Annotated in this window: 14 protein-coding genes and 1 pseudogene; 6 read left to right on the forward strand and 9 right to left on the reverse strand. The window is 42.9% G+C overall.

Translation table 11 applies throughout. From position 1 onward, the window contains the following. Positions 1 to 57: 57 nt before the first annotated feature. On the reverse strand, positions 58 to 699 hold the full coding sequence (locus QZ938_RS15010; RefSeq protein ID WP_293156747.1) for a ceramidase domain-containing protein: 642 nt from the start codon (positions 697 to 699) through the stop codon (positions 58 to 60). Positions 700 to 858: 159 nt separating this feature from the next. Here QZ938_RS15010 and QZ938_RS15015 point away from each other — a divergent pair, with 159 nt between their 5' ends. After that, positions 859 to 1281: a DUF2809 domain-containing protein gene (locus tag QZ938_RS15015; protein ID WP_293156750.1), complete on the forward strand. Its 423-nt coding sequence runs from the start codon at positions 859 to 861 to the stop codon at positions 1279 to 1281. A 108-nt stretch (positions 1282 to 1389) separates the two neighbouring features. Here QZ938_RS15015 and QZ938_RS15020 read toward each other — a convergent pair whose 3' ends face one another. Next, positions 1390 to 2796, reverse strand: coding sequence for an LCP family protein (locus QZ938_RS15020; RefSeq protein ID WP_293156753.1), 1407 nt, complete (start codon positions 2794 to 2796; stop codon positions 1390 to 1392). Positions 2797 to 2900: 104 nt separating this feature from the next. After that, positions 2901 to 3275: a hypothetical protein gene (locus QZ938_RS15025; protein WP_293156757.1), complete on the reverse strand. Its 375-nt coding sequence runs from the start codon at positions 3273 to 3275 to the stop codon at positions 2901 to 2903. Between the two features lie 666 nt (positions 3276 to 3941). On the opposite strand from QZ938_RS15025, the gene rpe reads away from it, so the two are divergent. Beyond that, positions 3942 to 4643: a ribulose-phosphate 3-epimerase gene (rpe, locus tag QZ938_RS15030; protein ID WP_293156758.1), complete on the forward strand. Its 702-nt coding sequence runs from the start codon at positions 3942 to 3944 to the stop codon at positions 4641 to 4643. 488 nt (positions 4644 to 5131) lie between these two features. Beyond that, positions 5132 to 5672, forward strand: a pseudogene (locus QZ938_RS33050) (RNA-guided endonuclease TnpB family protein); the annotation flags it as partial. An 85-nt stretch (positions 5673 to 5757) separates the two neighbouring features. On the opposite strand, the gene QZ938_RS15040 reads toward QZ938_RS33050, so the two are convergent. Continuing rightward, complete coding sequence (locus QZ938_RS15040; RefSeq protein ID WP_293352233.1) at positions 5758 to 6393, reverse strand: IS630 family transposase; 636 nt, start codon at positions 6391 to 6393, stop codon at positions 5758 to 5760. A gap of 428 nt (positions 6394 to 6821) precedes the next feature. Here QZ938_RS15040 and QZ938_RS15045 point away from each other — a divergent pair, with 428 nt between their 5' ends. After that, positions 6822 to 7865 (forward strand): IS630 family transposase, encoded by a 1044-nt coding sequence (locus tag QZ938_RS15045; protein WP_293352231.1) that lies wholly within the window; start codon positions 6822 to 6824, stop codon positions 7863 to 7865. 13 nt (positions 7866 to 7878) lie between these two features. Then, positions 7879 to 8565, forward strand: coding sequence for a DNA/RNA non-specific endonuclease (locus tag QZ938_RS15050; RefSeq protein ID WP_293363249.1), 687 nt, complete (start codon positions 7879 to 7881; stop codon positions 8563 to 8565). A gap of 179 nt (positions 8566 to 8744) precedes the next feature. On the opposite strand, the gene QZ938_RS15055 is transcribed toward QZ938_RS15050, so the two are convergent. Continuing rightward, positions 8745 to 9425: a pentapeptide repeat-containing protein gene (locus QZ938_RS15055; RefSeq protein WP_293352227.1), complete on the reverse strand. Its 681-nt coding sequence runs from the start codon at positions 9423 to 9425 to the stop codon at positions 8745 to 8747. Here QZ938_RS15055 and QZ938_RS15060 point away from each other — a divergent pair. Next, positions 9424 to 9567, forward strand: coding sequence for a hypothetical protein (locus QZ938_RS15060; protein WP_293156770.1), 144 nt, complete (start codon positions 9424 to 9426; stop codon positions 9565 to 9567). The two genes, QZ938_RS15055 and QZ938_RS15060, sit on opposite strands and share 2 nt — an antisense overlap. A gap of 551 nt (positions 9568 to 10118) precedes the next feature. Here QZ938_RS15060 and mrdA read toward each other — a convergent pair. The 4 genes from mrdA to QZ938_RS15080 form a co-directional block, all read right to left on the reverse strand. Beyond that, positions 10119 to 11936 (reverse strand): penicillin-binding protein 2, encoded by a 1818-nt coding sequence (gene mrdA / locus QZ938_RS15065; protein WP_293352225.1) that lies wholly within the window; start codon positions 11934 to 11936, stop codon positions 10119 to 10121. A 296-nt stretch (positions 11937 to 12232) separates the two neighbouring features. Continuing rightward, entirely contained in the window at positions 12233 to 12919 is a 687-nt protein-coding gene (locus QZ938_RS15070; RefSeq protein ID WP_293352259.1) for an N-acetylmannosamine-6-phosphate 2-epimerase, read from the reverse strand. 145 nt (positions 12920 to 13064) lie between these two features. Then, on the reverse strand, positions 13065 to 14099 hold the full coding sequence (locus QZ938_RS15075) for an RRXRR domain-containing protein (RefSeq protein ID WP_293156774.1): 1035 nt from the start codon (positions 14097 to 14099) through the stop codon (positions 13065 to 13067). A gap of 212 nt (positions 14100 to 14311) precedes the next feature. Continuing rightward, positions 14312 to 14497, reverse strand: a complete 186-nt coding sequence (locus QZ938_RS15080; RefSeq protein WP_363318846.1) for a four helix bundle protein — start codon at positions 14495 to 14497, stop codon at positions 14312 to 14314. Positions 14498 to 14620 lie beyond the last annotated feature (123 nt).

A 14620-nucleotide genomic window follows, 5' to 3' on the forward strand; every position in this document is an offset into this window, starting at 1 on the left:
GACGATTTTCTGGCAATATAGCCATTTTGGGCAAGTCAGATTTTTCTTAAGTAAACCCTACTCCATCATAGACCTGTTTAGGATTAATGCTCTTGCTGATAAGTACAGCAAAATACCATTACAAAGATGCCAAAGAAAATGAGTGCCCGTTGAAAAGTAAGGACAAATTGCGCGATCGACAGTTCGGAATGAAAGGGCTAACAGGAATACCCCCGATGCTGCTAATAGAACAAATGGCTCACGCTTTTTCTGTTGGTAGTGATATAGTCCAAGCCCTAGTAACACTAAAAAAGTAGGAGCATAAGAAAGAGAACCGTTGAGAACATTTGTAAATTGATTGCTGAAGTTGCTTGCAAATAAAAATCCTACTAGCAATCCTCCTGCATATCCATATTTCATTCTAACTACTTGACGGCTATACAACCATAAAAAAACAAGCTGAAAGAGCACAATAGGAATCATATCTAGCAATCCTGCCCATTCTGTCGCAAATGTATGAAATAGGGTACTTCCAATACCTATACTGGTGGCTAAACTAATCAATATCCAAATACCAGTCGGTACTTTTTGCTGTTGCCGAGTCAATTGAAAAATAGCCCATGCTGCAATGAAAAAAGAAATATTAGATACAGCATTTAGTGGTTCACTCCATAAACCAGGAATAATACGTTCGCAGTAAAGATCGATGTAATCATTCATTTCATGTCACTGTTTTGAGAGTATAATGTACCTCTCCCACAATTCTTGTGGGAAGTAGGGATTAGGCGGAACGCCTGCCCTTGAGTGGCTCTTTAGGAGATGTCTAATTCAGACTACAGTACAATCCTTAAATCGAACAAAAAACCTGTCTCAATTTTAATGAATTCTCCATTTTATCCCCGTCACCATTTTTTTAAATATCGAGTAGCCTTGCTAATCAGCATTGCTGTAATTATCCCTTTAGGTTACACGATCAGGTTTTCTCGCGGCCCTGCACCGGAATGGTTCAACGACTTTTTCGGGGCCGTAGCTTATCAAATATTTTGGATTTTGCTAACAGTTTTCTTGTGGCCGCAAGCTTCCCTCGTTTGGGTTGCTATAGGAGTGTGTATTGCTACCTGCGGATTGGAGTTTCTGCAACTGTGGCAACCTCCGTTTTTACAAGCAGCTAGAGCTACTTTACCGGGACGATTGGTATTGGGAAACTCCTTTACTTGGTCGGATTTTCCGTCTTATTTTATCGGTAGTTTTTTGGGTTGGGTGTGGGTGCGGTGGCTGAGGCGATCGAACCATTGTCAATAAGCCTTTCATAAACGGGCAAGATGCCCGTTCCACAATAAAATCTAATTTTTGTGGAACAGGCATCTTGCCTGCTGATATTAGTGCAAAAATATCTCCGTTTAAAAAGACTTAAAGCCCTCCGCCAGACTGAGTTTTTTTACTCAACCAATCCTTACCCAATCTGATTGTCACGTCTGACTGCAAAGCACCCGTACTCTCAACCAGCACCTCTCCAAAACCCAAAGACTGGCGAATCGCTTGAGCACTTTTAATGTCCCCGTCTTGAGCTACAATCGTCGTTAGGTCTAGCGGTTCAGACCAAGCTTTAGAAACTTGCACATTCCGATAGCCTGCCCGAGTTAAAGTCCTGACAAAATCTTCAACCGCCGATCGATCGCCCGTACTGTCTTGAATCGCCACCTTCAGAAAAGTCGAATCAGCATTCTCGATTGTCCAAGTATTTTGACCGAAGTCAAAATGCTTTGCTACCAGAGTTTCGATGCCATTTTGGTCTGGCAACCAAAAACTTGCCTTGTAGTCCTTAGGATCGCTGAATTTGCCAGGAACCATCAACATCTGCACTCCAGCGCGATCGGTTTGAGTAGCAAAACCAGCCAAAGCCACCAATTCTTCTATACTCAAATTAGTATCAAGGTGAGACTGAATCACCGATAAAATCTTCGGCAACCGAGAGAGCAAACCAACATTAACTTGCTCTTCCACAAAAGCCCGCATCAACAATTGCTGGCGCTGTACCCGCCCGATATCGCCTAAATCGTCATGTCGGTAAAGCAAATAGTGTACGATTTGTTCGCCATTCAGACGTTGTTTGCCAGCCTTTAAATCTATATATAAATGCTGACTTTCATCGGTATACTTCATGTCTTTAGGGACATTAATAGTAATCCCGCCCAGGGCATCTACCAAACTTTTGATGCCTTGAATATTGACTGTGACATAGCGATCGATTCCCACGCCGCCCAGCAGTCCGCTTACTGACTTAGCGGATGAAGCAGGGCCGCCGTAGTAATTAGCTTCGTTGATTTTCACGACACCCCTACCTTCGACATAGGTGCGGGTGTCTCGCGGAATGGAAAGCACGCTTATTTTTTTATTTTGAGGGTCAAACCTCACCAACAGCATAGTATCGGTTAAACCCTTAAAAGAGTTTTGCCAGACATCGTATCCCTTGTCTTTATCGGGATGGCCTTCGAGGTCTGAACTCAGAACCTTAAGTCCTAAGACTAAAATATTAACTGGGCGAGTCAGCTCCGGCATCTTCATGCTGAGCTTTGCCATGTCGCCTTGAGAAAACACCGCCGCTTCTTCAGGGCTCAACTTTTGTTGCTGAAGCGGCGTTGTGGAAAGGGAGACGGCTAGCAGCGCTCCGGCTGTGGCTGAGAGCATGGCTACTCCAGCCAAACCAAAACCAAAACCCAGCCAACGGCCTCGATGCGGTTGGTGCGATTTTTTGGTTGAAGGTTGAGCGGTTGATTGTTTGATAGGGTCTTGATTAGGAGTTTTTTGAGCTGGCACTGGCTTCCTCACACACAACAAAAATAAAAAAGATCGTGACAATATGTAGTATCAAGCTGAAAACGCAGTCAATCAATACAGTAGGGGCTTAAAGGAACCCTAAATTATGATAAATGTTTGCCGACCACTTGCTCGGCTACGCGGCTAATTCCGGGCAACCATAGCGGTTGACGCTTCCAGAGGCGAACCATCAGTCCCAGAGCAACGATAAAATAGCTGGTTGTCAGCAGGCTACTCATTAATAACATGGTAAGTGTCGAAGATTCCGCAGAAATCGCTCCAGCTTCTAAAAGAATATGTCCTAAGAGCCAGCTAAATGCAAGGGCAATTGCCAATCGGCTGACGGCTTTGCGCTCGGGGCTGCCCTGACGGCGGTAAAGATTCCACAGGGCGGGGAAAAAGCCGATGACTGGGATCATTAGTACAAACAGACTTGCCCGATCGAGTTCGGGATTGTCTAAGGGATCTTTATTTTTCATAATTGGCTACAGAAAATTTGCAGGAGGTCTAGTTTTGCACGCAAGTTATTTGCTATACGGAAAATTTATATCGTAAAGCAAAATTCGCAGCAGGGCAGGTTTTGCACAAAAATTGTCTTTTAGAGGCAAAATTTGGCCGCTAAACCTGCTCTTACCTATTATTGACAACTTTTCGAGCCGGAGAGCCGCATTTTGATAAACTGGATACAGCACAGGAGACAGGAGACACAGACCTAGCCGTCAGGAACTCAGGGCTTTAGCCACTGAGCTCGTAAGAAATTGCGAGCTGTTCTGACCAGACCCCTCTTAGGAGGAGACGTTATTTAGGTCACGACACCGGAGAATGCGACGCCAGTTTTCCGCTCTGTCATCTGCGATTAAACAGTTTTAAAGTCACTGAAACAGTGTCGCAGGTCTAACAAGCCTTTATAACCAGGTCGAGGCGAACATTACCCCGCAAGGGAGGCTCCATCAGGAGCGAACATTATGCGTACAGGGTTGTAAGATTTGAAATGGTAATTGTCCCATTGAAAGTACACTACAAAAGTACACCGGACTCTTACAACTCCAAGGCGGTAATGCAAAGATTCAAGGCGATTGAAATCGCCGGGTCGTTTTCCTCTCAGGTCTAAAGACTATGAGTTTCCCACTTACCGAATTTTTTTTATGACCAAATCCCAAAAATCGATCGTTATTTCTCCATCAATATTATCAGCCGATTTTAGCCGTCTTGGAGAAGAGATTCAGGCTGTCGATCGCGCCGGCGCCGACTGGATTCACGTAGATGTGATGGACGGTCGCTTTGTACCTAATATTACGATCGGGCCGCTGATTGTCGAAGCAATTCGCCCCGTCACCAAGAAACCTCTGGATGTCCACCTGATGATTGTGGAACCGGAGAAGTACGTCGAGGACTTCGCGAAAGCTGGTGCTGACATTATTTCGGTGCACGCCGAACACAATGCTTCGCCTCACTTGCACCGCACCCTGGGTCAAATTCGGGAATTGGGCAAAATGGCTGGTGTGGTTTTGAATCCTTCGACACCGCTGGAGTTGATCGAGCACGTGCTGGATCTTTGCGATTTGGTGCTGATTATGAGCGTCAATCCGGGCTTTGGCGGTCAAAGCTTTATCCCGACTATGGTACCAAAAATTCGCAAGCTGCGCCAAATGTGCGACGAGAGAGGTCTCGATCCTTGGATTGAGGTGGATGGTGGTTTGAAGGTGGATAATACTTGGCAGGTGTTGGAAGCGGGCGCAAATGCGATCGTAGCTGGTTCTGCGGTATTTAAGGCGAAGGATTACGCAGGTGCGATCGAGGGTATCCGCAACAGCAAGCGTCCGACTCCACAGTTGGCGGCTGTTTAATTGAAAATGCGATCGCGTCCGATAAATTGCTAATAGACTTTTCCCAAAATTATCGCTTCACAGGCATCTGTGAAGCGATAATTTTTTGAGATATTTAAACGTCTGTTGATTTCCAATATTGAGCCGACATTGTCAGTCCCAAAAGTATCAAGATCTAAGCCGCAACGTCAGGTTAACGGTATTTTTCACAAAGCCAGGAACTAGCCAACAAAAAAGCGATCGTTTAATCTCTTTAATAACCTCCGCATCCGTCACCGTCGCAGGGTAAGCGCACGTTATACCATTTTTCTAAAGATCCGATAGAGATCGAGCACGACAAGACATTGTAATTCATACACTTTCCCTGTTTGCAAAAGTCTGTCATAACTTTAAAAAAATGGTATTATAAAACTTCATTAAGTTTACAAGCAGTAGTAAGCAATTGTAGTATATAGTCACAAGGGTGAACTGATAAATTTATCGCGAGCGTTAAAAAATGGAGAGTCTAAATGCAACTAGCAGAGAGACACATCATTAAATCCAGCGAGAATCGTTTTGTTGAAATAGATGTACTAGCCTTTAAATCCAAAAATTTGTATAACGCTGCTAACTACGTTATCCCTCAAAGTTTTGTCTACGGATGGGGTTATATCAATTACAACGAAATGAATCGTTTGATGAAATCTCATCAAGCATACAAAGAATTACCCGCCAAGGTAAGTCAACAAATATTAATGATATTAGACAAAAATTGGAAGTCTTTTTTTGAAGCAGTCAAAGCTTACAAAATCGACTTGCGCGTGATTCACGGGTCGCCCGAAATTACCGAAGTACAAAGATAAAGTCAAGGGTCGGAATATTCTAGTCTATACGATTCAAGCCATTAGTAGCAAGCAACTAAAGAAAAGAATTATAAAACTTTCCGGTACTAATATTTTAATTAAAACCGAGGTAAAACCAAAGCGAATTTGTCAAATTAGATTAGTGCCAAAATGTGATTCCTATGTAATAGAGGTAATTTACAATGCCTGTACCCAGCCGGAGTCCACCGTCGTCGAAAACCCAAAAGAATTAGTAGCTATAGCAATCCTAAATGATTTTCTATGTATAGGTGTACTGATGAATTTTCGGGAAATCAAATTTCTGTTCCTTGGTAAAAAACTCTCTCCAAAAATTTGACGATCTTAAAAGACTTACATAAATACCAATACCTTCGTAAAAAAAATTTAGCTTGTAACCAAATATCTTCAACTGGATTTTGTTCGGGAGCATTGGGAGCAAACAAAATACAAGTAATCGACCAATTATCAGGTTCTTTGTCAGCATTGACTGATAACAAATAATCTTTAAATTCTCCATATCTATGATAGCTAGCCCCATCCCAAATCAAGATAATCCTCCGCCCTTTGTATTTATCTTGTAAGTATTTTATGAATTTAACTGTTGATTTTCCATCACCAGATTCATAGCCTTGAGCATGGAATTGTTTGGTTTGATAATTTAATGCACCAAAATAAGTTTGTCTATTTTTTTGATTGGTAATTGGGACTTCAATTCTTGTGTCAGATAGACCCCAAGCGTAGCCATTGATATCACCATGAAGTAGATGACATTCATCTATAAAAAATACTATTGTTTCCCCAGATTCTATCTGGACATTGTTTTCAGACAAAGTATTGTTAATTTCTTCTCTCTTTGTCTTGACCAGTTCATTATCGGCTTTAGGATTAATTTTCTGAGTTCTTTTCCAGGTAATTTTTGCAATAGACAAAAGTTCATAGTAGCTCTATTTTGATTTATATATGACACCAAACTCTTGGTCTAAATAATTAACTAGCTCATCGAAATCCCAAGATTCTTTATTCTTTAGCCATTCGATTACTTCAGTTTTCTGAAGAGACGTTAAATATCCTTTTGGCCCTTTATGCCCCAATACGGTTTAAGTAGGTCGGCGCAAAAAAAACGAACTATGTTAAGATAAGTAAACAAAGAGAATAGATCTACTGAGCAATACTTCGGACAGTTTTAGATCTAATCTAGTATCTCAAACCCTTGATGGCTATAGGGATGACTATTTTTTCAATCTTTAAGTCTAGCCCGCTCGTTTCAAAAAACCATTAAAAATGCCAGGGCTTACGCTGTAACGCTTACAGAGTCGTTAAAAAACTGTCCGAAGTATTGACTGAGGTAACTAAATATATGGGCGCTAGATTAAGGGTATTCCTGACTCAACAGCAAGACAAAACTCTCTTCCAACTCAGAACTGCGGATGTTCCACAAAAAGTTAAAGATAGAGCAGAAGTAATTAGATTAAATGCACATGGCTGGTACGTTGAAAAAATAGCTGCTCATTTTAATTGGACTTTACAAACAGTGAGAGAGGTTTTACATAAATGGTCGAATCTAGGCATGGAAGGGCTTTGGGAGTTGCCTGGTCGAGGGGCAAAGCCAACGTGGAAAGACGAAGATATAGAGTTTTTAAAAGAAGCCCTCAAAAACGAATCACGTACATATAACAGTGTTCAATTAGTCCAGAAATTAGAAAAAGAACGTTCTGTCAAACTAAGTGCCGATCGATTAAGAAGGATACTAAAAAAAAGGGTTGTTTGGAAACGAGCCAGAAAAAGTCACAAAGGAAAACAAGACCCCATAGTACAAGAAACGAAGCAATCTGACTTAGATATGTTGCAATTAGAGGCAGCGGCGGGAGGAATTGACTTAAAGTATTTAGATGAATCAGGTTTTTGTGCGTGGAGTGAACCAGGCTATACTTATTACCAAATAGGTGAGCAGAAACGATTAGAACAAACGAAACGGCGTGGTCGTAGACTAAGTATTATAGGACTTCTTCAACAGGGAATCAGTTTTATTTATGGTTTAGTAATTGGGGGTGTTGATCGAAAAGCTTATATCAAAATGATGGAGCGAGAAGCGAAGGAAGCTGCTGAAATTGGACGACCGAGAGTAATTGTACAAGACAACGGCCCAATACACCGATGCAAAGAAGTCCAAGAGTTATGGCCACATTGGGAAAAGCAAGGTTTATATATCTTCTTTTTGCCCAAGTATTGTTCGGAAATGAACCCCATTGAATTGGAGTGGCAACATATTAAGAAAGATGAGTTAGCGGGACAAATGTTTGATGATGAATTAGAACTAGCCTATGCCGTAATTCATGGAGTAGAAGCTAGAGGACAGAGGGGAAATTACACCACTGAACGTCTTAAGTTTAACTCCAATTAAGTAGCTTAATGTTTTGTTACATAGATTGGTTTTTTCCCGCCTACCTACTTATGCTAGTTTCTTAACTACGAATATTGTTCCTCAAGATTCCAAGGGAAATGGAGGTGCTTGGAGCGGTTTGGAAGAGAAACTACAGGATCTGGCGCGTCTTAAAAATGAAGGACAGCCAACACCTTATAAGTTCTATATCTCTTCTGGTGTGTACGGTTCTGGTGGTGGAGAGTTAACAAAATATTCTACTCCTCCTACTGTGACAGTTTTAAATGAAAGAGGAAGAGTTGTGGAAGCTCCACTTCAGGATAATCCCAATTCTTTTAAAAATTTCAAAACAGCGGACGGCACTCGAACGATAACAGTTCCTAGTGTTCTCTGGAAAGTTGTGCTGGGATTCAAGCCAAATTCAACATCTGACAAGCCAGATTATTACTTTGCTTTTTGGATGCCGAACAATTCCTATGAAATTCAGAAGAGCCTAGATTACACCACAAAAGATGCCAAGGGAAATATTATCGTCAAAAATAATACTTTGGGCTGGGAAGAGCGTTTAATTCCCATTGGCAAGCTAGAAGAAAGACTTAATGCAGATTTAGAAAAATCTGGCGACTCATTTAGATATGACTTTCTTTCTCAGATTAAAGATCCTAACAGCAAGGAAAAAATGAAAACAATCATATCCCTTATCCCCCAAAAACCTGGTTAAACTAACTTCCTCTTTTGCGGAGGGTAGGTAATTAGTTGATATAGCGCGTCTAAATCATTTGTATAGATATGTAGGAGCGATGCCAAGAGTGCCTGCCCTAACAATCACGGGATAACTACGAAACAATTGCCCCTACAAAGATGATACAACTGATTTAGACGTACTCTGGTAGCGACGAATTAGTCTTCACTATTCCAAATAGTACCATCGGGCATGATAGTATCTTTAAAGTAAACGTCTTTGAGAACAACCCTTCCAGGTTTGTGCTCGTTAACTTCACTTATTTTAAAGTCAGTGCCAAAGAAGTTAGCTCTCGTCAAGTCACACTTAGAAAAACCCACCCCCTTTTGAAACTTAGCATCCCTAAAATCACTATCAATTAAGTCACAAAAACCAAACCCGGTGTCAATCATTTCGGCTCCACTAAATTTGCATCTATTCAAATTAGTCATGTGAAAACCAGTCTCCTGCAAATCGGTCTGAGTCAAGTTCGCCCCAGTCAAATCCGCTCTGTCAAAGTTAGCTCGCCACAGACAAGCTTCGCTCAGGTTAGCCCCACTCAAATCCGCATCTTCAAAATGTGCGTAGGCCAAGTCGAGGTCGCTCAAATCTGAGCCACTAAAATTGATTCCTTGTCCGTAAAAAACCAGGGATCGTAAGTCACTTTCCTTGAAGTTAGCTCCACTCAAGTTCACTCCACTTAAGTAGCGCTCCTTAGACTGCTCGTTGCTCAATTTCACTTTAATCAAAGAAAAGTCTCTCTCCCCAGCCTCATAGCGCCTCAGCACTTCTTCCAACCACAAATGTTTTCTACTGTTGTATATTCTGATATATTCTGCTTCTTTTTCTTCTTCGTTCATGACTTTATTTCTAGAATCTGTTGAGAATAAAAATGTTGATACTACTAAAATAACTCAATCTTTGAAGGCTCACAAGGAAGAACAGCAAGCGCGGCTGGCAGCGGATTCAGCTTTGCGATCGCTCTTAGGAATGGCAATTTAATAACTTAAGCAATCTCGAACTTTCAATCCTTGCCTGCAAAGCTAGCGGGCGTAAAGATGCTGAAATTATTGAATTTTCATTCCTTAACTCAACTTTTAAATTCTGGGATGAATATAGAACAGGTGGCGCAAATGATGAATTTATCGACTTTGGAGGTGAGACGATTGGTTGGAGAAAACTTTTGAGTGCATTGATAACAGTAAGGTGCGCGGGCGCACCTTACATCACAAAATATGAACAGTCAACAGTCAATAATTAATATTATGTCCCCTCGAATTACCATAATTAAGATTGGTTTGTAGTGAGGACTTCAGTCCTCTCCTCGGATTTGGATGCGGACTAAAGTCCTCACTACAAACCGTTTTTATGGTAATTGACACGGCGCGGACTAAAGTCCTCACTACAAACCGTTTTTATGGCGGATAATTGACACGGCGCGGACTAAAGTCCTCACTACAAACCGTTTTTATGGCGGATAATTGACACGGCGCGGACTAAAGTCCTCACTACAAACCGTTTTTATGGTAATTGACAGGACATAATATCAATTATTATTTGAAAGGCTTATTAGTAGGTTTAAAACCTTGCTTTTGAAAATAGGTTTTAAAGACCTCGTGAGCAATTGGTGCGGCCGAGACAGCACCAAATCCGCCACCTTCGACTATAACTGCGATCGCAACTTCCGGCTTGTCAGCGGGTGCAAAACCTACATACATAGAATTGTCAGGATGACCGGGCATTTCCACAGTCCCTGTCTTACCAGCACTTAAAGGAATTGTACCGTCATTCAGACCGCGGCCTGTACCCTTTTTCACCACGTCAACTAATCCTTCTTTGATGACCTTTAAAGTAGAAGGTTTAATTCCTGTTGGGATTTTTTTCGTGAGGGGTGTATTGGTTTGAGATGCCAACAAGTGCGGCTGCACTCGCGAACCGCCGTTAGCAATTGTTGATACCATAACTGCTAATTCTAGGGGAGTACAAAGTACCAAGCCTTGACCGATCGCCATTGTGACGGTATCGCCCACATACCAATCTTCCTTGTACATTTTCTTTTTCTCTGCTGGCGTGGGCACTTGACCGTGATTGGCGCCGTCTATCCCCAAAATATCTAAATTAATCGTCCCGCCAATGCCCATTTTAGACGCCCATTTCGACATTTGTTCCGGGCCTGCCGCCATGCCTACTTGATAGAAAAATGTATTGCTGCTAAAGGCCAAAGCATCGCGGAAACCGATAACACCTTGACCCGCGCCGTGTTCGTTGAAAGAAATGCCACCGATCGTAATTGAAGAAGATGATAGTAAAGTCGAGTCAGGAGCAAACTTGCCCGATTCCATCCCGGCGACAGAAGTTACAATTTTAAAAGTGCTGCCGACTGGATAGCCTTGAACTGCCCGATTTAAAAATGGTTTTTCTGGCCCTTGCAGTCTATCCCATTCTTTTTGAGTCACCTTGCGGGTGAAAATGTTGGGGTCAAATGTCGGCCAACTACCCATTGTTAACAGTGCTCCGGTCTTCACGTCGATCGCTACAACGGCACCCAGGCGATCGCCCAAAGCTTTTTCGGCAGTTTTTTGCATATCTAAATCTAAGGTTAGCTGCACGGGTTTGCCGGGAATAGGGTCTTTTATACCTAAGTCTTGGATTTCTTCCCCCTTAGCATTCACCTCAATTAAGCGGTTTCCCCAAACGCCTTCTAATGTAGAATTAACTAATTTTTCAACTCCCATCTGACCGACAATCATGCCCATCGGATATGTTGGATTAGCTTTTAATTGATCTAAACTAGCTTCCCCGACGTATCCCAAAACGTGAGCTGCTAATTGTTCGTTGGGATTGTCTCGGCTCGATTCGGAGCGAATTTCAACTCCTCGCAAAGTATTAGCTTGTTCTCCCAAAGCGACGAAAGTACCGATATCAATATTTTTACTGATTCGCACTGGTAGGGCTGATTTGTAGCCTGCTTCATCGATTTTTTTGATGATTTCGGTGGCGGGAAGTTTGACGATCGGGCTCAGTGTAGCCGCGACTTCTTGCCACTCTTGGGCCGATCGCTCTTTTGGCCACAAATACACCGATCGCGATACGCGGCTGGCTGCCAAAATTTTGCCGTTGCGATCTACAATTTGACCGCGATTGGCGGCCACTGAGACAGGGCGAATGCGGTTATTTTCCGCCCGCTGTCGGTTGTAGGCTCCCTGTACCAGTTGCAATTCGGCTAGACGAAAGATCGGCATCCCCACCATGGTAGTGACTATTAGCATAAAAATCATCACTTGGAGCGATCGACTCCGTTGCTGTCCGGGATTGTCCGAGGTATTTTTGTTTAATCGGACTTTAGAGTTAAAAGAAAAATCGCTAGCCATATTAATTAATCTGCTCTTTGATTGAATTAACAGGCAGATCTAATTCTCATCCGGATTATTTCGTCCAGGATACAGCGATGACAACTTTTAGCTCTTTAGTGACCGACATAAATATGTCTATTGGCAGAGACATAAGTGCGTAAAATCCCGTATGGTTTTCGTTCTACAATTTTATGCTTTTTTTCCTGATAGCAGAAATAATTGCTTGAAAGCCTCGCTTGTTTGGCGTAGAAATTAAAATCAGACGATTCATTACCCCAATCCTCGGACTTCCAGGTAGAGGGTGCTGTCAACTGTCAACTGTCAACTGTCAACTGAATGAACGACGCATAGGCTGTCACCTTAATATCAATTCCAGTAATATCTCCACCGACAACAACAGCCGTTGCTCCTAAATTCAATGCTTTTTTAGCCATGGAGGGCCCAGAGATTCCGCCTTCGCAGATAACGGGAACCTTGAGCTTTGCTACCATTTGCGCTAGCAAATCAAATCCGGGCGGCGAGAAACTTTCTGTTTGGGGTGTGTAGCCAAAAAGAGTAGTACCGACAGTATCTGCACCAGCTTCAGCAGCGGCGATCGCAGATTCTATAGTATCTACATCCGCCATGACTAATTTCCCTAATTCTTTGTGAATGCGATCGATTAATGTCTTTAAGTCTTCGCCAGCAGGGCGGTTTCGCAAAGTCGCATCAATGGCAATAATATCTGCTCCTGCAAGTGCGATCGCCCGCGCGTCTTCAAACCGAGGAGTAATGTAAATCTCGCATCCCGGCAATTGCTGCTTCCAAATGCCAATTATAGGAGCTGATACCTGTTGTCGCACCGCTGCAATGTGAGCCGGGGTGTCAATCCGCACGCCCGATGCACCTCGATTGATGGCGGCGCGAGCCATTGCTGCAATCACGATCGGATCGTGCAGCGGCGAATCAGCAGGTGCTTGACAAGAAACAATTAATCCTGTGGGAATTTGACAGTTAATCATGGGGAAGGGGGAATTGGGAATTGGGCGAAGCGAAGCGGAGGGATGGGGCATGGGGCATGGGGCATGGGGCATGGGGCTTTTTTGTAATTTATTCCCTGTGCCCTATGGGTAGAAACCCCGTCCTTCGCTTGACGGCTTTACAAATTTAATTTGCAATACGCCACGAGTTGTAGGACAAAAATTTACAATCTGTGGGCGATGCGTTTTGAGTTAGACGCTTGCCAGTTTTTAAATCGTGCAAGCTAATTGTTTTCCGGTACGGGTCTTTCTTTGTTGGGGATTCTTGCCAGCCTCCAACGTAACAGAACCCATATTTACGGTGTTTAACGATTGAACCGCGTTTAAAACCCACACTTAAAGTGCCACCATATCTAGATCGAATATGACCAGTAGAATGTTGCAAGCGATGGAGTTGTCTGCGATGAAATTCAAGGGGGACAATCTCAATTAGCGATGAGTTGTCGGGTTGAATGTGTCCTCCCGCGTACCAATTAGCCAACACCCAAGAATCAACACAGTGAGCCTCAAACTTGTTTGATAGCTTCTGTTTGGATTTCTTTAGTCCTAAATTTTGACGCAGTTCGTAAGTATCGTTTCCCGATCTAATCTCAAGATGGGCAATCTTTCTGAGTTGGTCGTAAAACCAGTGCTTGCCCACTTCCAAAGGACTAAACGATACGTTCCACTTACGTCCGTTTTTCCTCTTTCGCGCTTTAATATCCTCCACAACAAATGTTGATATCGGAAACATTAACGTCAACCAATTAACTATCCTTAACTTCCAGTGCCATCTCGACTTAGTAGATGGGGGTATGCGATTTTTGTTGACCAACCTGTTAGCTCGGTTTTGACGGCACGGCGTGTTCCGAAACCTACGAGAACGTCGCATATTGCGCCTTACTTCAACTCTGTCTTTCACCCAATCAACAGCATGAGTTTGGATGTTTAAGTAGGTATGTGATTTGGATTTAACGGTAAATCCTTCGCGCTTGCTACCCGGATCGATGCCTACGGTAATGGGCTGATAGTTGTGATTTGAAGGTTCTACATTTAGCCGGACACAAAATACCCCCTTCTTCCAGAATGGTGTTGCCTTGCCCGATCGCATCCAGCGCTTTGCGCGACTTGGGGTAGTCGGCATTAACGGTCTATTTTGACTGTTGACAACGGGTACAAACATTTACGGTAAGTCCTATTTCTAGGTATATATTTCCCTTCGCCACTGGCACATCAGAGAGGTTAAAAACTAGGGAAGCATTCTTAACGTCTGGTAGGATACCACTCCCAGATGGCTCAGTTTGTCTTAAAGACGCAGGCTAGACACTGTTTTAGTCTCAGATTAAGAAGGTGGTGAATCTTCCTCTTCCAAGCCTCATGCCTTGATAGCTGGGGTTAGTGACTATAACGACCTCTTCCTTCAGCAATATTAGCACAGACACTATCAGCAGACCGAACTATCTGTTTGCCCATCGTGTCTTTTGTGAAGTAATCCCATTTTTTAACAATCTCCCAAATCTGATTCGCCAAACTTTCCGCTAACTTATAAACTTCTAATTCCTCAAAATCAGGTCTTCCCATAATCACCACAAAAACTCAATTATATTAAATGCCCGATGCCCAATCCCTCCGCTACGCTCCGCCCAATGCCCCATGCCCCATCCCTCCGCTTCGCTTCGCCCAATGCCCAATGCCCAATGCCCT

This window comes from Microcoleus sp. CAWBG27 (genome assembly GCF_020883145.1).
Classification (GTDB): Bacteria; Cyanobacteriota; Cyanobacteriia; order Cyanobacteriales; family Microcoleaceae; genus Microcoleus.